We start from the raw sequence: 25,736 nt of genomic DNA on the forward strand, positions 1-25,736 counted from the left end.
CCGGACATACTGTTAATTTATACAATACTGCTGGTGATTATATCAGCGTCGTGAGGGATGCCAACCGCGAAATTTCCACGTGTGGCAGCAGGCGGCTGTCGAAAGCCTGCATCAGGTCGGCGTTTTCAGGCTTGATCCAGCAAGCCTGCATGCCACAGCGGATCGCCCCCGCCACGTCGGTGGTGAGGTCATCGCCTACGTGCAGGATCTCGCCCAGCGGTACGTTGAGTCTTTTAGCCGCCAGATGGTACATGTCGTTGAACGGCTTCGAGCGTCCGTCCGGGCCGGCACGCAGTACAAATTCGAAGTAATCACCCAGGCCAAAGAGCTCGGGCTGAGCATTGCCGTTGGTGATAGCCACCAGCGGCCACTTTTCGGCAAGCGCGGCAAGGGTATCGTGCGTCTCTTGCGGCACATCGATACGGCTACGCCATTTAGCAAAATGCGCCATCGACGCCTCCGCGCCCAGAGCCGCTTCGGACGCCGTGAGGCCGGCATCCAGCATTGCCTGTTCAACTGCCCGACGCCGCCATTCGGTGACATCGTGATAAATATCCGGTTCAGTCTCCCGTAACGCCTGGCGCAGGCGATGAAACTCGCTGTTTTGCAGCGTTTTTAACGCCGGGTGATAGTTCTGAACAAAGCTCAGCGCTTCCTGCTCGGTGCGCAGGATCACCTGACGGTTATCGTACAGCGTGTCATCAAGATCAAAGGTCAGCGCAGAAATCTGGCCGACCGGACGGTAAAAACGCATTATTTCCCCCGTTTGGCGCGTGGATGCGCCGCGTCGTACACCGAGGCAAGGTGTTGAAAATCGAGATGGGTATAGATTTGAGTGGTGGATAAATTGGCATGCCCCAATAACTCCTGAACGCCGCGCAGATCGCCGCTGGACTCCAGCATATGAGAGGCGAAGGAGTGGCGCAGTTTGTGAGGATGCACATGGCTGTTCAGCCCCTGCTTGATGCCCCACTCAGCGAAGCGTTTTTGCACGTTACGCGCCGAGATGCGCTTGCCCAGCTTCGAGAGAAACAGCGCATCGTCGTCGGCACCAAACAGCCCGCGCAGATCCAGCCAGTGTTCAATCCAGACGACGGCGTTGCGGCCAATCGGCAGACGGCGCTCTTTGCTCCCCTTGCCTATCACCCACACTTCCCCGGTGTCGAGATCGAGATGTTTACTGTCCAGGTTCACCAGTTCAGAGAGTCGCAGGCCGGCGCCATACATCACTTCCAGCATCGCCCTGTCGCGCACCGCCAGCGGATCGTTAAGGTCGATATTCAGAAGGCGGTTAACGTCATCCACATCGATATTTTTAGGCAGATGACGCGGTGCTTTCGGCGCGGAGATGCCTTTCGCCGGATTGGCCGTGAGTTCGCCCTGAGCCACCAGCCAGTCAAAGAAGCTACGTAATGCCGAGAGGCGTAACGCCAGGCTCGCCGGGCCAAGGCCTTTGCGGCGGCTGCGTACGGCAAATCCCCGTACCGTGGCAGCATCGCACTGCTGCCAGCTTTGCAGACCGCTCTCTTCCGCAATCTGCATGATGGCATCCAGCTGACGCTGATAATTCTTAAGCGTAATGGGGCTGAGCTGGCGCTCAACGCCCAGGTAGCGCATAAAGCGCGTCACGGCAGAAGTTAGCGAGGCCCCGGTCATAGGCGCTCGACCCAACGCTCCAGCAGTTCTGGCAACATCAAAGCGATCTCCTGGAGCAGCTGAGTGCCCTGTCCCTGCTGATAATGCTGCGCGTCCCGGCTGGTAAAGAGTATCACGCCAAGATCGCCGTCACGTCCCATCAGCGACATCGCCACCGACCCGATGGCTTTAGCCTCAGGTAGCACCACCAGCAGTTCCGGTCCGTTGAGCGTACCCAGATAATGATGCTCTCTGCCCAGACGCTGAATGCGCAACGGTTCGAAGGCCTGACGGTTCAGTGCCAGATGGGTAAAGCCAGAGGGCGCGCCGATACGCCAGCGGTCAGGAAACAGGCGGATCGTTGCGCCTGCCAACCCCAGTTCGCGGGCCCAGCGATGGAAACGGTTGAGGAATTCGTCCAGGCTGCTGGCAGATGCCAGCCGGGACTGCAGATGCAGCAGCCGGTAGAAGAGGCTCTCATTGCTGGTGGCTTGTTCCATCAGCAGAGAGATATTCTCTTCCAGATGCGAGATCTGATGACGCGAGCGCGCCATATGCCACTCGACCAGTGACACGGTTTCGCGAACCGGATGCGGTACACGCATCTGTTCGACAACGCGCGCATTGCGGATAAAAAACTCAGGATGGCGCAGCAGATAATCAACAACCGCCCGATCGTCCAGCTCTGTCAGTGACTCCTGCAGTTCTTCCCCTGGTTGCTTCATAGATGAATAAATCCGTCGTAAACATGTGCCGCCGGGCCGGTCATATACAGTGGGTGACCCGGGCCTTTCCAGGCAATATCCAGTCGGCCGCCGGGTAACTCCACGCGAACCTCTTCTGCCAGTAACCCTTGTGAGATACCTACCGCAACGGCGGCACACGCGCCGCTGCCGCAAGCTTGTGTCTCACCCGCACCACGCTCATACACGCGCAGCCGGATATGCTCGTTTTTCACTACCTGCATAAAGCCGATATTGGCGCGCTCCGGGAAACGTTCATGGCTTTCCAGTATCGGGCCAAGGGTTTCGACGGCGGCGGTAGTGACATCATCAACCTGAATCACACAGTGGGGATTACCCATGGAGACCACGCCGCACAAGACTGTCTGTTCCGCGGCGCGCATGATATAGGTCTTTTCCGCTTTGTTGGCGCGAAACGGCACCTGCGAGGGCTCAAACTGCGGCTCACCCATGTTAACCCGCACCAGTTCATCATCGGTAACGCTAAGCACCATGCGGCCATTGGCGGTGCTGACGCGAATGTCACGCTTGTTGGTCAGCCCTTTCAGGCGGACAAAGCGGGCAAAACAGCGCGCACCGTTGCCGCACTGAGAGACTTCGCTGCCATCCGCGTTAAAAATGCGGTAATGAAAATCGAGATCCGGATCGTAGGGGGGTTCAACCACCAACAGTTGGTCAAAACCCACGCCCAGGTGTCTGTCTGACAGACGGCGAATCAGCTCCGGGGAAAAGAAGACATTCTGCGTTACCGCGTCGACGACCATAAAATCGTTGCCAAGGCCATGCATTTTAGAGAACTGCATCATTTGCTCCATTGCGCGGGTACAGAACGGGTCGTCAGTAGTTCACCTGAGTCGGGCCGCCGTTGTCGCCACGATCGTTACTGACCGGGGTGGTTGACTCAATATGGCTCTCCACCGGCCGGGTTGGCGGCGGCGCCGTTTTATCCGCGGGTGGGAAATAGAGCGGCCCCTTCAGACCACAGCCGGTCAGGCTCAGCAGCGTGAGGAGAACGGCCAGCGTTCCAAAAACGTTTTTCATTATTTAGTTGCCTGTAAGTTCGTGCTTTATGCTTTCTATCATCGCAGGAGAAGACACAAAAGCAAGAGTTTGCCGCTTACCTGCAACGGGAATTATTTAGCGTTATACTGCCGCCATCACGAAAAACAGGAACAGACCCATGAATGACAGTGAATTCCATCGCCTTGCAGACGACCTGTGGCAGACCATTGAAGAACGCCTGGACGACTGGGACGGCGACAGCGATATCGATTGTGAAATCAACGGCGGCGTGCTGACCATCAGCTTCGAAAACGGCACTAAAATCATCATTAACCGTCAAGAGCCGCTGCATCAGGTGTGGCTGGCGACCAAACAGGGCGGCTACCATTTCGATCTGAAAGGTGATGAGTGGATTTGTGACCGTAGCGGCGAGCGCTTCTGGGATCTGCTGGAACAGGCGGCAACATCCCAGGCAGGTGAGACAGTCAGCTTTAGCTAACGCGTTTTAGCCCGGTAGCGTCACGCTTACCGGGCCCGATTACGAGAAATACTGCTGTAGCAGCGGTGCGCCGGCGTCCTGATTCGCGGGGGCGGCGGCAATCACCTGCGTACGGAACGGAATCACCTGAGCACGGCCATCCACTTTCACAATCTGATAGAACTGCGGCAGGTTAAAGTTGATAAAGCTGGAGCCGTAGGTGAAGCGATCGTGCGATGAGGAGTAGAAGCGGCTCACGTCACGTACCAGCTCCTCTTTGCTGCCTTCACAGTGGTGATAAACTTCGGCGCGGTTGGTCTCATCCAGGATATAGATGTTAAACCCGGCGTCATCCCCCACCTCTTCAAAGAAGAACTGAATAATCCCTTCACTGGCAAAGCCATCCACCACCTGCGGCAACTTCACGTGGTTGGTTTCTACCTGTACCGACAAGCCATGCAGCTTATTATGGGAAATCGCGCCGTAAAACTCGATGGCATTTTCCAGTTTCTGCACCGATACGTTCAGCCGCTCGAAGAACAGCCCCCAGGTCTGGCCGGAGACACGCAGCGCTTTGAAGCGGCCAGTTTCGTGGCGGGTGCTTGAAAGACGCAGTTCGATACACTCGGAGACCAGTTGCTGCACGCGGGTACGGATCAAACCGCGCAGGTGCTGGCTATAGCAGAACACCTCGACGCTGTCCGGCGGAGCCGCATCCTGGTGCATCTTGCCGAGAATGGTCTTCAGCGCTTCGATCATCGCTTGCTCGCCGTTAAAGTGCAGCGTACGCACTTCGTTCCAGGAGTTGCGATAGAGCAGGTCGATACTGCCCACCAGGCAATTTTGCTGCTCGCCAAAGCTAAAGACATCCAGCTTGCGGAAATCAAAGTGAACCACCTGATTGCGGAAGGCCGCCGTCGGGTCGTACTCCAGGTTAACGATGATCGCCAGATGGCGAATTTCGCACGGACTGTAGAGCGCTTTTGGCGTCGGTGCCGGCAGACGCAGCGGGAAGTGGCTCGATACGTCTGCGACCATCTCCTGCAGCTTGGCTAAGTCGACGACCTCATTGCCTTTGATAAACAGCCGGGTGCGCGACGTCAGCAGGCCATTGAACCAGGCCCAGGCCACCAGCTTGTTCAGGTAGCGGTTATATTCCAGCGGCTGATGGCTGATAATCGAATCCATGCTTGGCGCACGGTTATACAGATACCACCCGGTGCGGTTCGCGCGGCCCGGCGGTACATAGATAAAGGTCAGATTCGGTTCAGACAGGTCTGGCGAAATCTGCGGGTTAACCAGCGTGACTTTACCCGGCAGCGCTTCAAACGCAGCGTACAGTTTACGGGTCAACACCCCAATATCCTGCGGACTGGCGGAAACGCTGAGGTTGTTGCGTCGAGCAAAGCGAATCAGGTTACGGTAGCTCTGCATCATGGCATCGAGCAGTTCATTATGCGCTTCTCGCACCTGATCGATCTTCCAGTTGGCGCGATTATCGAGCATTGCCAGCCGCTCTTCGTCCCATCCCCACTCTTTGACCAGTTGACTGACTACTTCACGACGCCAGCCCACGCAGGCCCGTTCGCGGCTCAGCTTCTCACAGACTTTGAGATAGAAACAGCGACGCACCAGGTCCAGACGGGTAGTGTCGTCAATGGCTTTCAGGTATTCCGTCACGCGCTCCAGCATCATGCAGTAGGCATCGAGCCCGAAGGAGACAATCTCCCCGTCGTGCAGACGCTGCTTGATGTCTTTCGCCAGCAGGCGCGGCGTAGGATATTCCCAGGAGTAGGTTTCGAGGAGCAGGGTTTTCAACACCGCTTTGTACGGTGAGTCGATACTTTTATAGAGCTGCCAGAGGCTGGCGCCAAAATACTCTTCAGCGGAAAGGGAGCTTAAGCCGCCCAGGTCCAGCCACTCGTTTGGCGTCAGCACACCCTGAGAATAGAGCGACATGACGTAATCGTCGTAATGCTCTTCTTCATCGCACGGCACCATATTCCACAGAATACGCTTACCGGCCAGGCGAACAGCACTACGGTAAAATTCATCCAGCAACAGCATATGCTGAGTCGAGCCGCAGTCTTCACCACCCAGACTGCCGCTTTCGTTATGACGGAATCGGTTTTCATCAATCAGGAAGAAGCTCACTTCCACACCGAGCGATGCCGCCCAGCTCTCCAGCAGGCTGCATTTACGCTGCAACAGCTGGCGCTCTTCGTTATCAAGCCAGGATTGATGGCAGACCCAGATATCCAGGTCAGAAGAACAGCTTTGCCCTACCGATGAGGTACTGCCCATTGTGTAAACGCCGGTGATCGGCAGTTCACCTTTCGGAGAGTCTTGTGGCGGCATGCCACGGTAGAGTTCCAGCTCGTTCAGATAGTGCTGTTGGGTTTCATCAGGCGTGAAAAGACAGATGCCTCTGGGAACGTTACCGTCCAGGTAGCCTGGCATCAGCGGATGGTGATAGTGCAACAATGTCGGCAGTAGACTGTAAACCTGCTGGAAAGCGGGTCCCATTGCAGCAAGCGCGCGATCTACGCGCAGTTGGTTAATGGCATCCAGTCTCTGTTTCAGAGTCTCAATATAGAGGTACAAGACGTATCGCCTGATGTTCTGAAGGCGTTGCCGTTGGCGGGGCCGCGAGAAACGCATTCACACTATTTCAAAAATAAACCGTCACTTTTCGCCCTGGGTCATTATGGTCATAACGACGAAAAAATGGTCTAAAACGTGATCAATTTAACACCTTGCCGATTGACCGTAAAGAAAGATGCGCTACATACAAGTGTAGCACCGTTCTGTACGTGTAAATTCCTGAATACGGCGCCAGGCAACTTGTGCCGCTGCCTTGTCCCTCTTCCCATCATCGTCCGTAAAACTGCCATCCCAGAGACAACAATGTTAGGATGGTCTGTAGACGAAAATGACGGTAACAAGCATGTTAGACAATGTTTTAAGAATTGCCACACGCCAAAGCCCTCTTGCGCTCTGGCAGGCACATTATGTAAAGCAGCGCCTCGAAGCCTACCACGCCGATCTCCATGTTGAGCTGGTTCCTATGGTGACGCGGGGCGATGTGATCCTCGATACGCCGCTGGCCAAGGTGGGCGGTAAAGGGCTGTTTGTCAAAGAGCTGGAACTGGCCCTGCTCGAAGGCCGTGCCGATATTGCCGTTCACTCCATGAAAGACGTTCCGGTTGAGTTTCCCGAAGGGCTGGGCCTGGTCACGATTTGCGAGCGTGAAGATCCGCGCGATGCGTTTGTCTCCAACCACTTCGCCTCGCTTGACGCGTTGCCTCAGGGCAGCGTGGTTGGCACGTCAAGTTTACGCCGCCAGTGTCAACTGGCCGAGCGCCGCCCGGATCTGGTTATCCGATCGCTGCGCGGCAACGTGGGTACCCGCCTGAGCAAACTTGATAACGGCGACTATGATGCCATCATCCTTGCGGTCGCTGGGCTGAAACGTCTGGGGCTGGAGTCACGCGTACGCGTGGCGTTGCCACCCGAACTCTCTCTGCCTGCGGTGGGCCAGGGTGCGGTGGGTATTGAGTGCCGTCTCGACGACCAACACACCCGCGACCTGCTCGCCCCGCTCAATCACGACGAAACCGCGATTCGTGTCCAGGCGGAGCGCGCCATGAATACCCGCCTCGAAGGCGGCTGTCAGGTGCCGATTGGCAGCTATGCTGAATTAAAGAATGATGAGCTGTGGCTGCGGGCGCTGGTTGGCGCCCCGGACGGCTCTAAAATGGTGCGCGGTGAACGTCGCGGTAAGCCGCAAGATGCCGAGCAGCTTGGCGTATCGCTCGCTGAGGAGCTGCTCGATAACGGCGCGCGCGAGATCCTGGCAGACGTTTATAACGGAGAACCCCCGGCATGAGTATTCTCGTCACCCGCCCTTCTCCCGCAGGAGAGCAGTTAGTGAGCCGTCTGCGCGCACTGGGGCAGGTGGCATGGAGCTTTCCGCTGATTGAGTTCTCTCAGGGAAGGGAGCTGCCTCTGCTCACAGAGCAGCTTCACGCCCTACGGGAAGGCGACCTGCTTTTTGCGCTGTCGCAACATGCCGTGGAGTTTGCCCATGCGCAATTGCAACAGGAAGGCCAAACCTGGCCGCTCTCCCCCGGCTACTTCGCCATTGGCCGAACCACCGCGCTGGCCCTGCATACCGTTAGCGGAATCGATATTCGCTATCCGCGGGATCGGGAGACCAGCGAAGTATTGCTACAATTACCTGAATTACAGTCTGTTGCAGGAAAGCGCGCACTGATTCTGCGCGGAAACGGCGGGCGTGAGCTGTTGGGTGAAACGCTTCGCGAGCGCGGCGCAGAGGTGAAATTCTGCGAATGTTATCAACGTTGTACCAGGCATTATGATGGTGCGGAAGAGGCCATGCGCTGGCATCAACGCGGCGTGACAACGCTGGTGATCACCAGCGGTGAAATGCTGCAACAGCTCTGGTCGCTCATTCCACCATGGTATCGTGAAAACTGGTTACTCCGCTGTCGGCTGATTGTCGTCAGTGAGCGTCTGGCGAACCTCGCCCGGGAACTGGGCTGGCAAGATATTAGGGTCGCTGATAACGCCGACAACGATGCGCTGCTGCGCGCATTACAATAACTCTCATAATGGGAAGCCATAATGACGGAACAAGAAAAATCCTCCGCCGTGGTTGAAGAGACCAGGGAGACGGTGGACACCACGCCACAGTCAGAGAAGACCGAGAACACTACTGCCCAGAAGCGCGACACGAATAAAACCAGCCTTGCGCTAAGCGCCATTGCGATTGCGATCGCGCTCGCCGCGGGCGTAGGTCTGTACGGTCTGGTAAAAAATCAGGCCTCCAACCAGACCGCCACCAATGATGCGCTGGTGAGCCAGGTCACCGCCTTGCAAAAAGCGCAGGAGACGCAAAAAACGGATCTGGAAGCGGTTATTAAGCAGCAGGCCGATGCGCTGACCGCCGCCAATAACAAGCAGGCTGAGCTGACAAAACAGCTGGACGAGGTGCAGCAGAAGGTGGCCACCATCTCCGGTACCGATGCCAAAACCTGGCTGCTGGCCCAGTCCGATTTCCTGGTCAAACTGGCCGGACGTAAGCTGTGGAGCGATCAGGATGTCACCACCGCCGCCGCTCTGCTGAAAAGCGCCGACGCCAGCCTGGCCGATATGAACGACCCGAGCCTGATCAACGCGCGTCGTGCCATCACCGAAGATATCGCAAGCCTGGCCGCCGTTTCTCAGGTCGATTACGACGGCATTATCCTTAAGGTTAACCAACTGTCGAACCAGATTGATAACCTGCGTCTGGCGGATAACAACGATGACGACACCCCGATGGATTCTGATAGCGGCGAACTTTCCAGCTCTATCAGTGAGTGGCGCATAAACCTGCAAAAAAGCTGGCAGAACTTTATGGACAGCTTTATTACCATTCGCCGCCGTGACGAAACCGCCGTACCGTTACTGGCGCCTAATCAGGATGTCTATCTGCGTGAAAACATCCGCTCCCGCCTGCTGGTCGCCGCCCAGGCCGTGCCGCGCCATCAGGAAGAGACTTACAAGCAGGCGCTGGACAACGTCTCCACCTGGGTTCGCGCCTATTACGATACCGACGATGCCACCACCACCGCGTTCCTGGAAGAGGTGGATAAGCTCAGCCAGCAGAACATCACCATGAATGTCCCGGACAAGCTGGAAAGCCAGCCGGTGCTGGAAAAACTGATGCAAACGCGCGTGCGTAATCTGCTGGCACAGCCTGGTGTCGCCTCCGAAGCAAATACCGCTGCGCCTGAAAGCGCGCCACAAAGCGCACCGCAGGGAGAGTAACCATGATCAAAGTCTTGTTGCTCTTCTTACTGTTGATCGCCGGGATCGTCCTCGGCCCAATGCTGGCGGGCCATCAGGGGTACGTCTTGATCCAGACGGACAACTACAACGTTGAAACCAGCGTCACGGGGCTGGTGATCATTCTGATCCTGGCGATGGTTGTGCTGTTCGCCGTCGAGTGGATCCTGCGCCGCATCTTCCGGACCGGGGCTCACACCCGGAGCTGGTTTGTGGGACGTAAACGCCGTCGCGCACGTAAACAGACTGAACAGGCGCTGCTGAAACTGGCCGAAGGCGACTATCAGCAGGTTGAAAAGCTGATGTCGAAGAATGCCGACCACGCTGAACAGCCGGTAGTGAACTACCTGTTGGCGGCCGAAGCGGCGCAGCAGCGAGGTGATGAAGCTCGTGCCAATCAGCACCTGGAGCGCGCCGCTGAACTGGCGTCCAACGATCAGATCCCGGTGGAAATTACCCGCGTACGCCTGCAGCTGGCGCGTAACGAAAACCATGCAGCACGCCACGGCATTGACCGTCTGCTGGAGATCACTCCGCGTCATCCTGAAGTGCTGCGTCTGGCCGAACAGGCCTATATCCGTACCGGTGCCTGGGGCTCGTTACTGGACATCATTCCCTCGATGGCGAAAGCCGACGTGGGCGACGAGGAACAGCGCGATGAGCTGCAACGTCTCGCCTGGATTGGGCTGATGGATCAGGCCCGGGCCGATTTGGGCAGCGATGGTCTGAAAAGTTGGTGGAAGAACCAAAGCCGTAAAACGCGCCAGCAGGTATCGCTGCAGGTGGCCATGGCGGAGCATCTTATTGAATGTGACGATCATGACACCGCACAGGAGATCATCCTCGATGGCCTGAAGCGCCAGTATGACGATCGCCTGGTCATGGTCATCCCGCGCCTGAAAACCAACAATCCAGAGCAGATCGAAAAAATGCTGCGCCAGCAGATCAAAACCGTGGGCGATCGCCCGCTGCTGTGGAGCACGCTGGGCCAGTCGCTCACTAAACACGGTGAGTGGAAAGAGGCCAGCCTCGCCTTCCGCGCCGCGCTTAAGCAGCGTCCGGACGCGTTCGACTATGCCTGGCTTGCCGATACGCTGGACAGGCTGCACCAGCCAGAAGAGGCCGCCGCGATGCGTCGCGATGGCTTGCTGTTAACGCTGCAAAATAACAGCGTCCAACCGTAGCGCATCAGGAGGCCGTAAGGCCTCCTTTTTTTATCGCTGCAGGCCTGCTACAGTCTGTTCATCGCCATCAGAGAAACGTCCCGCCAATGTAACGACATCCTTTCATCAACCTTTATTCATACACGCGCTTTGCCGCGTGGATTAAACCGTTTTTGAAAGGACTGTGTTCATGAACACCCTTCTGTACGCGCTCTTGAGCGCGTTGCGGTGCCATCGCTGGCTCCGCCTGCTTGCCTGTGCTTTTATTTTTACCTCACTGGGTAATGGACTCACGCAGGTGCTGGTGTTTGGCCTGTTGCTGGAGTGGCAAGCGCCCCCATCATTACTGACCCTTGCCTGGCTTTTTGCCACCCTTCCCGGCTTTGTGGGTAGCCTGCTCGGCGAAAAGCTCTGCACGCGATTTGCCCCCATCAGGATCTTAATCATCACCGAGTTACTGGGTTTACTGGCGCTGTTATTTCCCCTGTTGGGGATGCACTATCACAGCATCACGGCGCTGCTGGCGGTACAGTCGTGCGAAGCATTATTGAGCGGTATGAGCTGGCCTGCGCTGACGTTGCTCTTCAAACGGGGCCTTCCTGAGCCAGAGCTGCCAGCCGCGACTTGCCTTGAGCATGTGATTTTTGCCTCACAGGTGCTGCTGGGCACCGGGCTTGGGGTTTTGTTGTTTCAACATGTCCCTATGGCCGTGTTACTGGCGACAGATGCGCTCAGCTTTGGGGGATCTTTACTGTTGCTTTATCAGACCGGGCGAGCCTTTTCTGGCAAACCTGCGCCTTCAGAGTCCGACACCCCGCAGGCGGTAACCGTATCCTGGCGAAGCCTCACGCTACGGCAAAAACGCAGCCTGTTACTCTTGCCTGCACTGGCGGCCGTCGGTGCGCCCGCTATGGCCCTCCTTCCTGCACTGGCGCAGCAAATTCAGCCTGCTGACGCTGCCGGTATGGCACTCCCGTTACTGTTTGCCCGTAGCCTGGGGCAACTTTGCGGGCCGCTGCTGATCAATAAGGAGAGTCTTCCCCGCTATGCAGGTCAAAACCGACCGCTACTGCTTTGTCTGGGGCTGTTTTTCGTCGCTTACGCATTTATTCCGGCTCTGCCTGGAAAGCAAACCATCGCTCTGGGGCTGATTTTTATTGCTCACCTGGCATCGAATATTATCTTTGCAGCCGGAACCTTTGGTGTGCTGAGCAGTTTTGCAGCCACGCATATCGCCGCCGCCAGTGGCAAAGCATGGCGGTGGCAAACAATAAGTGCCTCGGTCTTTACCAGCATCGCGGCGCTGATTGCCGCCACGCACGGGGCGATACAGGCGTTTTATCTGGTGTCGGCGAGCGCGCTGTTGCTGGTCGCTGCCGTGATGATCCGCTACCGGGAATAAACCAAAAAAACGCCTGCTATAAAAGCAGGCGTTAAACAGGTCTGTTTGACAACATAGTGGTGCTTCACTCAACGTTATGTCCATGATGTTTGATGAGGCCGAAGCGACATCTGTCGGTGGACGATAAGCACCTTAAATGGCTCTGCATCATTCCTGAGTTTATGAGGCACTAAGGCGAACATAAGAGATGGAATGAGCATCTACATTTATATTATTGCACGTAACGTGCCAACGTCGCATCTGAAAATGGATTTCACTACAACTTTTTAAGTTCTAAGGGATTTATGTCAGTTCATAGGGAATGAGGCAGGAGAAAAAGGGTCAGCGATACAATAAGTGTCTCCTGGTAGCGACACGAAAGGCGTTCAAATAAAATATGTAGATTATTCAAAGCGTTATTTGTCACCCATTCACGACAATGCTTAACGGGATTGTCGGCGATGTGCAACACAGCAGGAAAGGTAGAAAACAAAAAACCCCGCCGAAGCGGGGTTCAAAATTGGTCGGCGAGAGAGGATTCGAACCTCCGACCCACTGGTCCCAAACCAGTTGCGCTACCAAGCTGCGCTACTCGCCGATGTACTGCTTTTTTACTTTTTACTTCAACCCTGCGAATCGTAATTCGTCGGGTGGGATACAAAAAACCCCGCCTTGGCGGGGTCCAAAATTGGTCGGCGAGAGAGGATTCGAACCTCCGACCCACTGGTCCCAAACCAGTTGCGCTACCAAGCTGCGCTACTCGCCGCTTTACTGCTTTTTTGAATTTTTAGTTCAACTCATTAAGTCGTGGTGCGAGGGGGGGGACTCGAACCCCCACATCCTAAGGACACTAACACCTGAAGCTAGCGCGTCTACCAATTCCGCCACCTTCGCATTTCACAACTTTAAATAATGGGGTGGCTAATGGGATTCGAACCCACGACAACTGGAATCACAATCCAGGGCTCTACCAACTGAGCTATAGCCACCACTGCAAATCTTTTCTACGCGGTATCGAAACCACCGCAGCTCCAGCACCGGGTTAATGGTGCGCCCGACAGGATTCGAACCTGAGACCTCTGCCTCCGGAGGGCAGCGCTCTATCCAGCTGAGCTACGGGCGCTTAGCGCCGTTGCGGGGCTGGATATTACGGAGGTCTCGTAGTTCTGTCTAGTGCTTTTTTTAAAAAAATGCGCGTTTGGTTACGCTTTGCGCATTTTGCCGCTTATTCGCCCATATTATGACGCGTGACGTGGCGCCCAAGCCCAAAAAGCTTGTAGAACGCTGTTACCAGCGCCAGGAAGGCGACCCCGACAAACAGCGACATACGGGTATCTTCGTTAAAATACATGCCGATCAATACGCAGACCAGGAACGCCATTGTCGCGTAGTTGGTCCACGGGAACAGAATCGAGCGGAACGGATGGCTGGCGATGGCTTTTTTATGCGCTTCACGGAAACGCAGCTGGCTAATCAGGATCACGAACCATGGCACCATACCCGGCAGCACGCTGGCGCTGTAGACATACACAAACACGCGCTGCGGGTTCGGGATAATGTAGTTGAGGCAGGAGCCGATCAGCAGTATCGCAATGGAGATCGCCACGCCCGCTACCGGTACGCCCGCACGCGAGACCTTACCTACCGCCGCCGGAAGCTGGCGGTTCTTCGCCAGAGCATAGAGCATACGGCCGCAGCTATACATGCCGCTGTTACAACCCGAGAGCGCCGCCGTCAGCACCACGAAGTTGATGATGCCTGCCGCCGCCGTAATACCAATTTTGGCAAAGGTGAGAACAAACGGGCTGCCATTGCTACCAATCTCGTTCCACGGGAAGATGGTGACGATAACGAAAATCGCGCCCACATAGAAAATCAGGATACGCCACAGCACTTTGCCTACCGCGCTACGCAGCGTCACCTGCGGATTTTTCGCTTCACCGGCGGTGATGCCGATCAGCTCTACGCCCTGATAGGACGCCACCACGATACACAACGCCGTCAGGAAGCCTTTCCAGCCGCCGGCGAAGAAGCCGCCGTTCTCGGTCAGGTTGCCAAAGCCAATCGACTCGCCACCATTACCCAGGCCAAAGAAGATCACCCCCAGCCCGACCACAATCATCACGATGATGGTGGTGACTTTAATCATCGCAAACCAGAACTCAATTTCGCCGTAAAGACGTACGGCAGCAAGGTTAGCTAACGCGACCAGCCCCACGGCAATAAGCGCGGGTATCCACTGCGCCATCTCCGGGAACCAGAACTGGACATAGACCCCTATCGCCGTAATTTCAGATATCCCTACCGCCATCCACATAAACCAGTAGGACCAGGCGGTAAGATAGCCGAAGAATGGGCTCATATACCGGTGAGCATACACTGCAAAGGAGCCAGCCACCGGCTCCAGGAATAGCATCTCGCCCATCGAACGCATGATGAAGAAGACGAACAGCCCCGCGATAATGTAGGCGAGCAGGACGGACGGGCCTGCCCACTTCAGGGTGCTGGCGGAGCCCATAAACAGCCCCACGCCAATAGTGCCGCCGAGGGCAATCAATTCGATATGACGAGCTTCCAGCCCACGCTGTAGCTCCGGTTTTTTCTCTGCCATAAATCCTCAGTTGTGCTTGCTACTCTCCCGGCGTCAGCCGGTTATTGTTATGGTAAACATGCGCCATAACAGGCCATGCAGCGTCGACCGTCTGATTGACGGTTGGCGCAAAAAACACCATGGCACTGCGACGGGAGGGAATGGTTTCTTAAAATCGGAGAAATGGCAAACGGTGTGTTAAAAAAATAGATGTATCGTACAATAATGCAGCAGGTTTACAGGTGGGTTGCAGCGCGACCACTCTGTCGCGCTGCCCGGCCAACTTTATAAGCGCCCGGTATAGTGCCAGCGCAGATAACGCAGCAAACGGAGCTGACGCGTGATGCGGCTCGGCTGAGAAAGCAGACGATAGAGCCACTCAAGCCCCAGGTTTTGCCACACTTTCGGCGCGCGTTTCACATGCCCGGTGAAGACATCGTAAGTCCCGCCCACGCCCATATAGAGCGCATCCGGACAGACCTGACGGCAGTCTCGCATCAGGATCTCCTGGCGCGGCGATCCCATCGCCACGGTAATAATTTTGGCTCCGCTGTCGCGGATACGTTCAAATAGCGCCTGCCGATCGTCCGGTTTGAAATAGCCGTCCTGGCTGCCCACGATATTGACGTTCCACAGGCGGCGTAGCTTCTGTTCCGTCTGCGCAAGGATTTCTGGCTTACCCCCAACCAGGAACACCGGCGTGCCGTCCGCGCCTGCACGTGCCATCAGCGCCTCCCAGAGATCGGCCCCTGCCACGCGGGAGATATTCGCCGCGGGGTATTTTTTACGTACCGAACGCACTACGCTGATGCCGTCGGCGTATTTAAATTCTGCCGCCTCGATCAGTTGACGAACCTCGGGGTTGTCTTCAAGGGTAAGCATCTTTTCTGCATTGATGGCGACCAGGGTGCCAGTTTTGATGTGGCCGCCAGCACACAGATAGTCCAGCGCATGCTGCATATCACGCCAGCCGATCAGTTTCAGACCACGCAGGTCATACTGCGGCGCAGAGGTATTGTCAGTCATTCTTATCCTTACTCAGACTTGCGAGAGCGTTCTGCTGGGTCTTGATTCACGTTTATGCACCAGTCCGGCGCTGTCGAATAGCCAGTACAACAGTTTCGCCATCAGCAGACAGGCACCAAAAATCATCATGAAAAAAACCACACGGGAGACGAACGAATCCAGCCCCTCTCGCGCCAGCACGATCATATTGAAAATGGCACCAAAACAGAAACTATGCAAAATCGCGGCCTTATAGCGGTTTGTCTCCTGGTTACCCAGGGTGTAGAGCCAGTCAAACCACTTGATAATCAGCCCCACGACAATCGCGCCCGGCAGAATAAACCAGCCGCCGCCCATCACCACCAGCGAGCCGATAAGCGTGGGGGAGATAGCCAGCCCGGAGTGGTTATTCAGCACTTCCCAGGTAAAGTAGTTGGCAGTATTGAGCACAATGCCAGGTCGGTCTGGCCACAGCCAGGTGGGGATAAAGACATAAAAATCGCGGACAATCGGCGCCAGCCCCTGGAAGTCGATCTTGTCGTAGTTTTGCAACAGTAGCGCCAGATTTTCCCATGGCGAAAAGGTATCGCGGGTCAGGTAGAGGAAGGTGTAAAACGCCTCGTCTCCGCTCACGTCCATACCGTAGCGTTTAAGCGCCAGCCAGAACATCCCCACAATGCCCATCACTCCCGCAGCGACCAGCATCCACAGCGAAATCCAGCCACGAATAATGCCGATAAACAAGAAGATGGCGAAGGCGATAATAATATTGGCCCGCGTGCCGCCGACGATCATATAGGTCAGCAAGCCAAACGCCACCGTACTGACGAGGAAGAAGAGCCATCCTCGGGCATCCTGGCGCAGGAAATAGACCACCAGCATCGCCGGTATAAAGAAGTAGAAGAACCTTTTCAGCGCTACACCGGACACTTCACTGGAGAAAATCTGGCTGTAAGAGTGCAACTTAAACAGCAAAAATCCGTTGTGCATAAAGAAGATGCCGACGCTTACCAGCGCGATCATCATCAGCATTATCCAGGTCAGATGCGTCTCGACCCGATTCATAGTGAACAACGCGCGGCGCGGCGCGGTGCTGGCGTTCGACCTTAGCCGCGTCTTGTAGGTGACGTAATAGACACCATAGAAACAGGTAGCCGACAGCAGCGCCTGCATGAGAATTTCGGGCGGCACCACGGCTACATCAAAGCGGAAGACCAGGATGCTGGTTAGCGGGAAGCCGAAGTAAAAAGTGAGCAGAAACAGCAACGAGAAAAAGACGTTGAAGTTAAAACGCACGCGACGGAACTCGAACCACGTCAGAGTAGCGATGAAGAGCGTGCTCAGCAGCCATACCACCAGCAGGCCGCTGAATTGCAACTGGCTCATTTCTGACCTCCTGAAGCGATCCGTAATGCCTGATGCCAGGGAGCAAGATAGTTCGGGCTGAAAAATGTGATAGCGTTTTTATCAACCAGTGCGAGCTGGCGCTGTGCTTCGCGTACCACCTCTACATTCAGTTCATCGCTGGTGAACAGCACCGGGATGCTCTGCTCAGCCATGTCCTGCCAGAAGGGATTTTCGCGATTCAACACACAGGGCACGCCCGCCTGAATCAGCAGACAGAGTGTGCCAATGCCCTGCTGTCGCGCAAAGATAAAATAGCCTAAATCGCACTGACGCAGCAGCGCCAGATAAGCGTCAAACTCCAGCTTATCACTGAGGATCTGGACATTGTCGGCGCTGAAAAGCCCCAGCGCACATTGGCGCACCTCGGCGATATACCCTTCGTTATGTGCAGGGTAGCCCATCGGCACAACCACATTAACCGTATCGCCAAATTGCTGGTGTACCGCTTTTAGCGCCGCGAGATGGTCATTGCTGCGGTCCCCGGAGTTCCCCACCAGAATGGTTAACTTCCCTTCCCGGCGGATATCCTTCGCCAGACTGTTCAGACCAGGATCCATACGGGTGGGAAAGTAGAGCAACTCACCACGGACAGCCGGATGCTGTTTCGCAAAATAATTGAGATCGCCTCGGGTGGCAAAAACGCACCCTACCCGCCCTTGTGCCATCCGGCGTATCGGGTAAAAGAGGCGGAATTTCCAGCCCCGCGATGCTTCATAGAGGTCGGCGCCCCAGATGTGCCAGCTCACCTGCGAAGGCCGCAGCCCACCGCTTAGTAGTCCCAGCCAAAGCCCGGTATTGAATTGCCCATGGAAGAAAAATCGCTGCTCGCGGTTCGCTTTCGCTTTCGCGATAACGGCTTTTGCCAGGCTGGCTTTATCAGGCCAGACGGTGATAGCCAGAGCTGGAAAATGAGCAACGGAGTCGGGCGTTTGACTAACCACCATAAACGCGCGCGCATCAGGATTACCTGACGCCAGTTGATCGTTAAAAAACCGCAATACGGTCTGGTTATGGTGCGGGATATCCGATCCCAGTACGTGAATCAGTGCAGTCATGCGCGTCTACGCCAAAGTAAAAATACGCCGCAACAGGCAGCGAAATAGACAATATAGGTGGCCATATAGGCCTGGGCTGCCCCCAGCGCACCGTGCGCAGGTATCAGCCAGTAAGAGAAAGCAGTTAACAAGGTGAACTGGCTGATTTCCGCCAGGATGTACAACCGCAGCGAGGCTTTCGCAATCACCAGATAGCCGAAGACGTAAGCGCCTACTTTCAGTACATCCCCCACCAGTTGCCAGGCGAACAGATCGCGCATGGGGGTGAATTTGTCGGAAAAGAGGAGCCAGATGGCAACATCGCGCAGCAGCCAGACAGTTAAGCTGGCCACCGCTACAGCAGGTAACACAAAGCGCAGCGAACGGCCAATCTCGCGGGTGATATCCTCGCGGGAGGTCAGGCGCGACAGCGTTGGCAGCAGCCAGACGCTAAAGGAGGCCGTGATAAACTGCAGGTAGGCGTCAGAAATACTGCTCACCCCCTGCCAGATCCCCACTTCATCCCAGCTGTAGTGCGCCGCCAGCAGGTTTCGCATCATCACATAGGCAACAGGCAAGGTGACTGAGGTGATCAACGCCATCAGGGTAAACTTGCCAAGGCTGCTGGCCAGCATCTTGTCCCACTGCGGCTTCAGATAATGCAGCGGGATATTATCGCGCCGAAGCAGGAAAAATCCTGCCGGGATCACCACCAGTGCAGGCACCAACGCCAGCCCCAGCAGCGCCCCTTCGTAGCCGCCCAGCCGATAGCACGCATAATAGGCAATCACGCCGATTATGCTGCCAGAGATGAGCGCCAGCGCGTTACCGGCCGCGTCACGGAACCCTTTCATCAGCGCCAGGAGCAGGTTGGCCCAGGCGATGCCCATCTGAACCAGCGCCACCAGGCGCACCAGCCCCTGGTAGTGGGTGTGCCCGAACAGCCCCTGGCTGATAGGCGCAGCAGCCAGAAGAAAGATGACAGCCAGCAGCGTAGAGAAACCCAGTACCATCGCCGACGAGGTGCCCACCACGCGGCGCAACTGTGCCGTGTCATCCTGGTATTGCGCGACGTATTTGGTCACGCCGTTAAAAATCCCCGCCCCGGCCAGTACGCCAAGCACGGTGACCAGCTGGCGGAAGTTACCCGCCTGCCCAACACCAGAAGGACCATAAGAGACCGCCAGTAATTTCACAACCAGCAGTCCCGTGCCGATTTTGACGAGGGTGGACGCGGCGGTCCACACCGATGCTTTCGCCAGAGACATATCAGCTGAAGTAGCTCAGAAGGGAATTAATAACCGTGCGCTGATTAGACGCAGTAAGGTTGTAGAACAGCGGCAAGCGGAGTAACCGCTCACTCTCTTTCGTCGTAAAGCGGTCTTCGCCCACGAAACGTCCGAAGGCTTCGCCAGCCGGGCTGGAGTGCAGCGGAATGTAGTGGAAAACGGCCAGAATCTCGGCTTCTTTAAGATAGTCGATCAGCTTGCTGCGATCGTCGTTGTCACGCAGCTTGATGTAAAACATGTGCGCGTTATGGACGCAGTCCGCCGGAATCGTTGGCAGCGCAATACGCCCTTTCTTCGCCAGCGGGGCCAGCGCATCGTAATAGGTCTGCCACAGCGCAAGGCGCTGCTGATTGATGCGGTCTGCAGCCTCAAGTTGTCCCCACAGATAGGCGGCCTGCAGGTCGGCCATCAGGTAGCTGGAGCCAATATCACGCCAGGTGTATTTATCCACCTGGCCGCGGAAGAACTGGCTGCGGTTAGTGCCTTTCTCGCGGATGATCTCGGCACGCTCTACCAGCGCGCGATCGTTAATCAGCGTTGCGCCACCTTCACCGCCTGCGGTGTAGTTCTTCGTTTCGTGGAAGCTGAAACAGCCGACATGGCCAATGGTGCCCAGTGCGCGCCCTTTGTAGGTGGACATCACCCCCTGTGCGGCATCTTCTACCACGAACAGGTTGTGTTTTTTGGCGATCGCCATAATGGTGTCCATCTCACAGGCCACGCCCGCGTAATGCACCGGCACAATCGCCCGCGTTTTATCCGTAATAGCCGCTTCGATCAGCGTCTCGTCAATGTTCATGGTATCCGGACGCACATCAACAAAGACGATTTTTGCACCGCGAAGCACAAAGGCATTCGCCGTCGAGACGAAGGTATAGCTCGGCATGATCACTTCATCGCCAGGCCCAATGTCCAGCAGCAGCGCGGCCATCTCCAGCGAGGCGGTGCAGGACGGGGTCAGCAGGACTTTGGCGCTGTGGAAGCGCTGCTCCATCCACTGCTGGCAACGACGAGTAAAACCACCATCGCCGCAGAGCTTGCCGCTGCCCATTGCAGACTGCATGTAATCAAGTTCGGTGCCCACCACAGGAGGCGCATTAAATGGAATCATCTTGTCACCTGTATAGCCAGTAAGCAGTCGCTGTAATGTTGGCGCCGCTCGCAATGTAACGTTTAAGTGCGGCGGTGTTGCCCAACTGGGTCGCCACGCGCAGAGTGGAAAGCTGCTGTTGCTGCGCCCAATGGAGGGCTGCCTGCATTAATTTTTCGCCGAGACCGCGCCCGGCGAGAAGACCAATCCGTCCTTCGCTGTCGTTCAGTTTTCGCAGCGAGACAAACCCCTGGATCCCGCCATCTGGCGCGCGAAACACCAGGCAGAGGTGGTCGAAGGTGCCTTGTACCGCGTTCTCAATCCACTGGGCATAAAAACGCCCACTGTCTTGTGGGGCGTACCAGGGCGTTCGAAAACGGCTTTGGGCAAAGGCTTCTGCGGCAAGATGACGAAGCGCAGGAATATCCTGGACCTTCGCCACCTCCGCGCCAGGATTGGTGTGCTGACTCACCGTGATGGCCAGATCAACTTCACCTTCGACAAGGCGAAACCCTTGCTGTTGAAGCGCATCCAGCAGATCGCTACGATCTGCCGGGATTTTCGCCTGCAGACGTTGCCAGGGGGCGAAATCAGCAGCAGAAAGCGGCGGCGCGTCAGCGTTAACCCGTACAATCGCCGACGGAATGCCGAAAAAATCGCTCTCCCAGACGAGAGGATCAATACTGGCGTGGACGTGCACGGAGCAGCTCCAGCAGATACTGGCCATAACCCGTTTTAGCCAGCTGGCTGGCCGCGCGTTTCACGCCGTCGTCATCCAGCCAGCCATTACGCCAGGCAATCTCTTCCAGACAGGCAATTTTAAAGCCTTGTCGTTTTTCGACGGTTTGCACAAACGTACTGGCTTCGATCAGGCTGTCATGGGTACCGGTGTCCAGCCAGGCGAAACCGCGGCCCAGTAGTTCAACCGTGAGGTTGCCCTCTTCGAGGTACATCTGGTTGATTGAGGTGATCTCAAGCTCGCCGCGCTCAGAGGGTTTGACCCGCTTCGCGTAATCTACGACCTTGTTATCGTAGAAATAGAGACCCGTCACCGCCCACTTTGATTTTGGCTGTTTGGGCTTCTCTTCCAGCGACAGTGCGCGGAAATTATCGTCAAACTCCACTACGCCAAAGCGTTCTGGATCCATGACCTGATAGCCAAAGACCGTCGCCCCTTCGGCACGAGCCGCAACCGAGCGCAGCTTAGGGCTGAACCCCTGCCCGAAGAAGATGTTATCTCCCAGCACCAGACAAGAGGGCTCACCGTTCAGGAAGGTTTCACCAATGATAAAGGCCTGGGCCAGACCATCCGGGCTCGGTTGTTCTGCGTAGGTCAGCGCAATGCCAAATTCGCTACCATCGCCCAACAGGCGCTGATAGGTACTTTTATCTTCCGGCGTGGTGATGATTAAAATTTCGCGAATACCGGCCAGCATCAGCACCGAAAGCGGATAATAAATCATCGGCTTGTCATAAATTGGTAGCAGTTGCTTCGATACGCCGCGAGTGATGGGATGCAGGCGCGTGCCTGAGCCCCCTGCCAGAATAATGCCTTTCATAAATTCTCCCGGTTAGCCCTTCAGCCCCAGACGCTCGCCCTGATAACTGCCATCCAGTACCTGCTTCCACCAGCCTTCATTGGCGAGATACCACTCAACGGTTTTGCGAATGCCGCTTTCGAACGTCTCTTGCGGGGCCCAGCCCAGCTCACGTTCGATTTTGGACGCATCAATAGCATAGCGGAGGTCATGACCTGGACGGTCGGGTACCCGGGTGATCAGATCACGATACTGCTGTACACCCTGCGGTTTCATCGGGACCAGCTCTTCCAGCAGATCGCAAATAGTAGTAACGACGTCGAGATTTTTGCGCTCGTTATGCCCGCCGATATTCCAGGTTTCGCCGGGGGTGCCTTCTGTCGCCACCAAATAGAGCGCCCGGGCATGATCTTCAACATACAGCCAGTCGCGAATCTGTTGACCATCGCCGTATACCGGCAAGGGTTTGCCCGCGATGGCATTCAGAATCATCAGCGGAATCAATTTCTCCGGGAAATGATAGGGGCCATAGTTATTGGAACAGTTGGTCACTAGCGTCGGCAAACCATAAGTGCGCTGCCAGGCGCGAACCAGATGGTCGCTGCTGGCTTTAGACGCGGAATAGGGGCTGCTGGGCGCATAAGGCGTGGTTTCGGTGAAAAAATCGTCCATCGAATGCAGGTCGCCATACACCTCATCAGTAGAGATGTGATGGAAGCGGAACGCCGCTTTCTGCTCAGCGGCTAAGCCGCTCCACCAGGCACGAGACGTCTCCAGCAGGTTATAGGTACCGACGATATTGGTCTCGATAAACACTGCCGGGCCATCGATAGAGCGATCGACGTGGCTCTCTGCGGCCAGGTGCATCACCACATCGGGTTTATGGGTAGCAAAGACGGTGTTCAGGGCGTCGCGATCGCAGATATCAACCTGCTCAAAGGCGAAGCGCGGATTGTCCGCCACTGGCGCCAGCGAGGCCAGGTTGCCCGCGTAGGTGAGTTTATCCACCACCACTACGGCGTCCTGGGTGTTCTGGATAATATGGCGAACTACCGCGGAACCGATAAACCCCGCGCCGCCGGTCACTAAAATCCTTCTCAACGCCAGACTCCTTTTGTATCGACGACATGCTGCTGATGAATTGCATCGCCGCTGATGGCTTTGAATTCTTTATGATCGACCAACAGCACCAGCACATCTGCGGTAGCCAGCGCTGCGTCCATGGCCACCAGCTGACATTTATCCGCCAGTTTTTTCGGTAAGGCGTGGATATTGGGTTCGACCACCAGCGTTTCGCCGCTGTGCCAGTCGGCGATCATTTCGGCAATCTCCATCGCGGGGCTTTCGCGCAGATCGTCAATATTGGGTTTGAACGCCAGACCAAAGCAGGCAATTTTCAGCTCGCTGGCGCGTTTGCCGCTTTCAGCCAGGCTATCTGCCACGGTGGCTTTAACCTGATTAATCACCCAGTGCGGCTTTCCGTCGTTAACTTCACGTGCAGTGCGGATCAGACGCGCCTGTTCAGGGTTTTGCGCCACGATAAACCAGGGATCGACCGCAATGCAGTGGCCCCCTACACCCGGGCCGGGCTGCAGGATGTTTACGCGTGGATGGCGGTTAGCCAGGCGAATCAGTTCCCAGACGTTAATCCCCTGATCGGCGCAAATTAACGACAGTTCATTGGCAAAAGCGATATTAACGTCGCGGAAGCTGTTTTCTGTCAGTTTGCACATTTCGGCGGTGCGGGAGTTAGTTACCACGCACTCACCCTCCAGGAAGATTTTATAAAGCTCGCTGGCGCGGGCGGAGCAGACTGGCGTCATGCCGCCAATGACGCGGTCGTTCTTGATAAGCTCAACCATCACCTGTCCTGGCAGTACACGCTCCGGGCAGTAGGCGATGTTCACATCAGCCTGCTCACCAGCCTGCTGTGGGAAGGTCAGATCCGGGCGGGCATCGGCCAGCCACTGGGCCATCTGCTCGGTAGCCCCCACCGGCGAGGTGGATTCAAGGATGACCAGCGCTCCCTTCTTCAGCACCGGGGCGAGCGATTTTGCGGCCGCCTCAACGTAGACCATATCGGGCTCATGATCGCCCTTAAAAGGCGTCGGCACGGCAATCAGCCAGGCATCGGCTTCTACCGGCGTGGTGCTGGCTTTCAGATAGCCACCCTCTACCGCGCTCTTCACAACCTTATCGAGATCGGGTTCAACGATATGAATTTCACCCCGGTTAATGGTATCAACCGCATGCTGGTTGATATCTACCCCTACAACCTGCTTTTGACGCGAAGCGAAAGCGGCAGCGGTTGGCAAGCCAATGTAGCCCAGGCCAATGACGGAGATGGTAGTAAAACTCATAGCGATACCCGATTGTGTTTAAGTGCATACAAAATACGATCACAAGCTTGCCCGTCACCGTAAGGGTTATGGGCACGGCTCATTGTCTGATACGCCTCGTCGTCATGCAGCAGGCGAGTGACCTCTTCAACGATATGTTTGGTGTCGGTGCCAACCAGACGCACGGTACCGGCCTTGACGGCCTCCGGACGTTCGGTTGTTTCTCGCATGACCAGCACCGGTTTACCGAGGGATGGCGCCTCTTCCTGAATACCACCGGAGTCGGTCAGAATCAGCCAGGCGTGGTTCATTAGCCAGACAAAGGGCAGATAGTCCTGCGGCTCAATGAGGATCACATTCTCAACGTGGCCGAGAATACGATTCACCGGTTCGCTGACGTTTGGATTGAGATGCACCGGATAAACAATCTGTACATCTTCGTTCTGCGCAGCCACTTCGGCTAACGCATGGCAAATCTGCTCAAAACCGCGGCCAAAGCTTTCACGGCGATGCCCCGTCACCAGGATCATCTTTTTACCGTTGGAGAGGAACGGATAACGTTCTGCCAGTTCGGCACGCAGCGCGTCATTAGCCATCACCCGATCGCGTACCCAGATGAGCGCGTCGATGACCGTATTGCCGGTAACAAACACCGTGCGGTCAGGAATATTTTCCCGCAATAGATTCTGGCGAGAGTTTTCGGTTGGCGCAAAGTGGTACATCGCCAGATGTCCAGTCAACGTGCGGTTGGCCTCTTCCGGCCAGGGCGAATAGAGATCGCCCGTACGCAGGCCCGCTTCGACGTGGCCAACCGGAATACGTTGATAAAATGCAGCAAGGCTCGTGGCGATGGTGGTGGTGGTATCACCATGCACCAACACCACATCAGGCTTAAAGGATTCCAGAATCGGTTTTAACCCTTCCAGAATTCGGCAGGTAATTTCTGTCAGCCCTTGCCCCGGTTTCATAATGTTAAGATCGTAATCAGGAACAATAGAAAACAGGGTCAAGACCTGATCCAGCATCTCACGATGCTGGGCGGTAACACAGACTTTCGCTTCAAAATGAGGGTCATTCGCCAGCGCATGAACCAGAGGCGCCATCTTGATGGCTTCCGGCCTTGTACCAAAGACACTGAGTACTTTCACATCGATTCTCTTCGATTAGACGATGAAGGCCAGAGCCTTCA

Annotated in this window: 23 protein-coding genes and 5 tRNA genes; 6 read left to right on the plus strand and 22 right to left on the minus strand. The window is 56.0% G+C overall.

The features are described 5' to 3' along the window. Positions 1–37: 37 nt before the first annotated feature. The 5 genes from yigB to lptM are packed head-to-tail and all read right to left on the minus strand — an operon-like array spanning position 38 to position 3,419. The gene (yigB, locus tag JZ655_RS20200) at positions 38–754 is read right to left on the minus strand and encodes a 5-amino-6-(5-phospho-D-ribitylamino)uracil phosphatase YigB (RefSeq protein WP_040078108.1); all 717 of its coding nucleotides are present in this window, start codon (positions 752–754) and stop codon (positions 38–40) included. Beyond that, the gene (gene xerC, locus JZ655_RS20205) at positions 754–1,656 is read right to left on the minus strand and encodes a tyrosine recombinase XerC (protein ID WP_207292601.1); all 903 of its coding nucleotides are present in this window, start codon (positions 1,654–1,656) and stop codon (positions 754–756) included. The genes yigB and xerC overlap by 1 nt, the downstream gene beginning before the upstream one ends. Beyond that, the gene (locus JZ655_RS20210; RefSeq protein ID WP_040078105.1) at positions 1,653–2,360 is read right to left on the minus strand and encodes a DUF484 domain-containing protein; all 708 of its coding nucleotides are present in this window, start codon (positions 2,358–2,360) and stop codon (positions 1,653–1,655) included. Before JZ655_RS20210 ends, xerC begins: the two co-directional genes overlap by 4 nt. Beyond that, entirely contained in the window at positions 2,357–3,181 is an 825-nt protein-coding gene (gene dapF / locus JZ655_RS20215) for a diaminopimelate epimerase (protein WP_040078104.1), read from the minus strand. Before dapF ends, JZ655_RS20210 begins: the two co-directional genes overlap by 4 nt. A 34-nt stretch (positions 3,182–3,215) precedes the next feature. Further along, positions 3,216–3,419: an LPS translocon maturation chaperone LptM gene (gene lptM, locus JZ655_RS20220; protein ID WP_040078103.1), complete on the minus strand. Its 204-nt coding sequence runs from the start codon at positions 3,417–3,419 to the stop codon at positions 3,216–3,218. Positions 3,420–3,558: 139 nt separating this feature from the next. Here lptM and cyaY point away from each other — a divergent pair, with 139 nt between their 5' ends. Then, a complete protein-coding gene (gene cyaY / locus JZ655_RS20225; RefSeq protein WP_207292602.1) occupies positions 3,559–3,879 on the plus strand; it encodes an iron donor protein CyaY in 321 nt (106 codons plus the stop codon). A 39-nt stretch (positions 3,880–3,918) separates the two neighbouring features. Here the strand turns inward: cyaY and cyaA are convergent, their stop codons facing one another. Continuing rightward, positions 3,919–6,462, minus strand: a complete 2,544-nt coding sequence (gene cyaA / locus JZ655_RS20230; protein ID WP_040078101.1) for a class I adenylate cyclase — start codon at positions 6,460–6,462, stop codon at positions 3,919–3,921. A gap of 343 nt (positions 6,463–6,805) precedes the next feature. Between cyaA and hemC the strand changes: the two genes are divergently transcribed. The 5 genes from hemC to JZ655_RS20255 all read left to right on the plus strand — a co-directional run bounded on the left by hemC (position 6,806) and on the right by JZ655_RS20255 (position 12,276). Then, positions 6,806–7,747 carry a hydroxymethylbilane synthase gene (gene hemC / locus JZ655_RS20235; protein ID WP_040078100.1) on the plus strand — a complete coding sequence of 314 codons (942 nt, stop codon included), beginning with the start codon at positions 6,806–6,808 and terminating at the stop codon, positions 7,745–7,747. Further along, positions 7,744–8,484 carry a uroporphyrinogen-III synthase gene (gene hemD / locus JZ655_RS20240; RefSeq protein ID WP_046886529.1) on the plus strand — a complete coding sequence of 247 codons (741 nt, stop codon included), beginning with the start codon at positions 7,744–7,746 and terminating at the stop codon, positions 8,482–8,484. Before hemC ends, hemD begins: the two co-directional genes overlap by 4 nt. Positions 8,485–8,505: 21 nt before the next feature. Next, positions 8,506–9,693 (plus strand): uroporphyrinogen-III C-methyltransferase, encoded by a 1,188-nt coding sequence (gene hemX / locus JZ655_RS20245; RefSeq protein ID WP_046886528.1) that lies wholly within the window; start codon positions 8,506–8,508, stop codon positions 9,691–9,693. Positions 9,694–9,695: 2 nt separating this feature from the next. Further along, on the plus strand, positions 9,696–10,895 hold the full coding sequence (hemY, locus tag JZ655_RS20250) for a protoheme IX biogenesis protein HemY (protein ID WP_040078095.1): 1,200 nt from the start codon (positions 9,696–9,698) through the stop codon (positions 10,893–10,895). Between the two features lie 169 nt (positions 10,896–11,064). Continuing rightward, positions 11,065–12,276, plus strand: a complete 1,212-nt coding sequence (locus JZ655_RS20255; protein WP_207292603.1) for an MFS transporter — start codon at positions 11,065–11,067, stop codon at positions 12,274–12,276. A 500-nt stretch (positions 12,277–12,776) separates the two neighbouring features. Here JZ655_RS20255 and JZ655_RS20260 read toward each other — a convergent pair. From JZ655_RS20260 to wecB, 16 genes are all read right to left on the minus strand, one after another. Next, positions 12,777–12,853: transfer RNA gene (locus JZ655_RS20260), tRNA-Pro, on the minus strand. Between the two features lie 91 nt (positions 12,854–12,944). Then, positions 12,945–13,021, minus strand: a tRNA-Pro gene (locus JZ655_RS20265). 42 nt (positions 13,022–13,063) lie between these two features. Further along, positions 13,064–13,149 (minus strand) — tRNA-Leu (locus JZ655_RS20270). Between the two features lie 19 nt (positions 13,150–13,168). Further along, positions 13,169–13,244 (minus strand) — tRNA-His (locus JZ655_RS20275). 57 nt (positions 13,245–13,301) lie between these two features. Continuing rightward, positions 13,302–13,378 (minus strand) — tRNA-Arg (locus tag JZ655_RS20280). A 102-nt stretch (positions 13,379–13,480) separates the two neighbouring features. Further along, positions 13,481–14,866, minus strand: a complete 1,386-nt coding sequence (thrP, locus tag JZ655_RS20285; protein WP_046886610.1) for a bifunctional threonine/serine APC transporter ThrP — start codon at positions 14,864–14,866, stop codon at positions 13,481–13,483. Positions 14,867–15,130: 264 nt separating this feature from the next. Then, a complete protein-coding gene (gene wecG, locus JZ655_RS20290) occupies positions 15,131–15,871 on the minus strand; it encodes a lipopolysaccharide N-acetylmannosaminouronosyltransferase (protein ID WP_040078092.1) in 741 nt (246 codons plus the stop codon). A gap of 12 nt (positions 15,872–15,883) precedes the next feature. Then, positions 15,884–17,236: an ECA oligosaccharide polymerase gene (wzyE, locus tag JZ655_RS20295; protein ID WP_207292604.1), complete on the minus strand. Its 1,353-nt coding sequence runs from the start codon at positions 17,234–17,236 to the stop codon at positions 15,884–15,886. Next, positions 17,233–18,312: a TDP-N-acetylfucosamine:lipid II N-acetylfucosaminyltransferase gene (locus JZ655_RS20300; protein ID WP_207292605.1), complete on the minus strand. Its 1,080-nt coding sequence runs from the start codon at positions 18,310–18,312 to the stop codon at positions 17,233–17,235. Before JZ655_RS20300 ends, wzyE begins: the two co-directional genes overlap by 4 nt. Continuing rightward, a complete protein-coding gene (wzxE, locus tag JZ655_RS20305) occupies positions 18,309–19,559 on the minus strand; it encodes a lipid III flippase WzxE (protein ID WP_207292606.1) in 1,251 nt (416 codons plus the stop codon). Before wzxE ends, JZ655_RS20300 begins: the two co-directional genes overlap by 4 nt. Position 19,560: 1 nt before the next feature. Next, entirely contained in the window at positions 19,561–20,691 is a 1,131-nt protein-coding gene (gene rffA / locus JZ655_RS20310; RefSeq protein ID WP_046886615.1) for a dTDP-4-amino-4,6-dideoxygalactose transaminase, read from the minus strand. Between the two features lie 4 nt (positions 20,692–20,695). After that, the gene (gene rffC, locus JZ655_RS20315) at positions 20,696–21,370 is read right to left on the minus strand and encodes a dTDP-4-amino-4,6-dideoxy-D-galactose acyltransferase (protein WP_425352459.1); all 675 of its coding nucleotides are present in this window, start codon (positions 21,368–21,370) and stop codon (positions 20,696–20,698) included. Continuing rightward, positions 21,348–22,229, minus strand: coding sequence for a glucose-1-phosphate thymidylyltransferase RfbA (rfbA, locus tag JZ655_RS20320; protein ID WP_040078083.1), 882 nt, complete (start codon positions 22,227–22,229; stop codon positions 21,348–21,350). Before rfbA ends, rffC begins: the two co-directional genes overlap by 23 nt. Positions 22,230–22,241: 12 nt before the next feature. Then, positions 22,242–23,309, minus strand: a complete 1,068-nt coding sequence (gene rffG, locus JZ655_RS20325; RefSeq protein ID WP_207292608.1) for a dTDP-glucose 4,6-dehydratase — start codon at positions 23,307–23,309, stop codon at positions 22,242–22,244. Beyond that, positions 23,306–24,568 carry a UDP-N-acetyl-D-mannosamine dehydrogenase gene (gene wecC / locus JZ655_RS20330; protein ID WP_207292609.1) on the minus strand — a complete coding sequence of 421 codons (1,263 nt, stop codon included), beginning with the start codon at positions 24,566–24,568 and terminating at the stop codon, positions 23,306–23,308. Before wecC ends, rffG begins: the two co-directional genes overlap by 4 nt. Then, the gene (gene wecB, locus JZ655_RS20335; protein WP_040078080.1) at positions 24,565–25,695 is read right to left on the minus strand and encodes a non-hydrolyzing UDP-N-acetylglucosamine 2-epimerase; all 1,131 of its coding nucleotides are present in this window, start codon (positions 25,693–25,695) and stop codon (positions 24,565–24,567) included. Before wecB ends, wecC begins: the two co-directional genes overlap by 4 nt. Between the last annotated feature and the right edge of the window lie 41 nt (positions 25,696–25,736).

The organism is Leclercia pneumoniae (assembly GCF_017348915.1).
Taxonomy (GTDB): Bacteria; Pseudomonadota; Gammaproteobacteria; order Enterobacterales; family Enterobacteriaceae; genus Enterobacter; species Enterobacter pneumoniae.

Coding starts and splice junctions, on each gene's coding strand:
- yigB (WP_040078108.1), bottom strand. CDS start 754: ATGCGTTTTTACCGTCCGGTCGGCCAGATTTCTGCGCTGACCTTTGAT.
- xerC (WP_207292601.1), bottom strand. CDS start 1,656: ATGACCGGGGCCTCGCTAACTTCTGCCGTGACGCGCTTTATGCGCTAC.
- JZ655_RS20210 (WP_040078105.1), bottom strand. CDS start 2,360: ATGAAGCAACCAGGGGAAGAACTGCAGGAGTCACTGACAGAGCTGGAC.
- dapF (WP_040078104.1), bottom strand. CDS start 3,181: ATGCAGTTCTCTAAAATGCATGGCCTTGGCAACGATTTTATGGTCGTC.
- lptM (WP_040078103.1), bottom strand. CDS start 3,419: ATGAAAAACGTTTTTGGAACGCTGGCCGTTCTCCTCACGCTGCTGAGC.
- cyaY (WP_207292602.1), top strand. CDS start 3,559: ATGAATGACAGTGAATTCCATCGCCTTGCAGACGACCTGTGGCAGACC.
- hemC (WP_040078100.1), top strand. CDS start 6,806: ATGTTAGACAATGTTTTAAGAATTGCCACACGCCAAAGCCCTCTTGCG.
- hemD (WP_046886529.1), top strand. CDS start 7,744: ATGAGTATTCTCGTCACCCGCCCTTCTCCCGCAGGAGAGCAGTTAGTG.
- hemX (WP_046886528.1), top strand. CDS start 8,506: ATGACGGAACAAGAAAAATCCTCCGCCGTGGTTGAAGAGACCAGGGAG.
- hemY (WP_040078095.1), top strand. CDS start 9,696: ATGATCAAAGTCTTGTTGCTCTTCTTACTGTTGATCGCCGGGATCGTC.
- JZ655_RS20255 (WP_207292603.1), top strand. CDS start 11,065: ATGAACACCCTTCTGTACGCGCTCTTGAGCGCGTTGCGGTGCCATCGC.
- thrP (WP_046886610.1), bottom strand. CDS start 14,866: ATGGCAGAGAAAAAACCGGAGCTACAGCGTGGGCTGGAAGCTCGTCAT.
- wecG (WP_040078092.1), bottom strand. CDS start 15,871: ATGACTGACAATACCTCTGCGCCGCAGTATGACCTGCGTGGTCTGAAA.
- wzyE (WP_207292604.1), bottom strand. CDS start 17,236: ATGAGCCAGTTGCAATTCAGCGGCCTGCTGGTGGTATGGCTGCTGAGC.
- JZ655_RS20300 (WP_207292605.1), bottom strand. CDS start 18,312: ATGACTGCACTGATTCACGTACTGGGATCGGATATCCCGCACCATAAC.
- wzxE (WP_207292606.1), bottom strand. CDS start 19,559: ATGTCTCTGGCGAAAGCATCGGTGTGGACCGCCGCGTCCACCCTCGTC.
- rffA (WP_046886615.1), bottom strand. CDS start 20,691: ATGATTCCATTTAATGCGCCTCCTGTGGTGGGCACCGAACTTGATTAC.
- rfbA (WP_040078083.1), bottom strand. CDS start 22,229: ATGAAAGGCATTATTCTGGCAGGGGGCTCAGGCACGCGCCTGCATCCC.
- wecC (WP_207292609.1), bottom strand. CDS start 24,568: ATGAGTTTTACTACCATCTCCGTCATTGGCCTGGGCTACATTGGCTTG.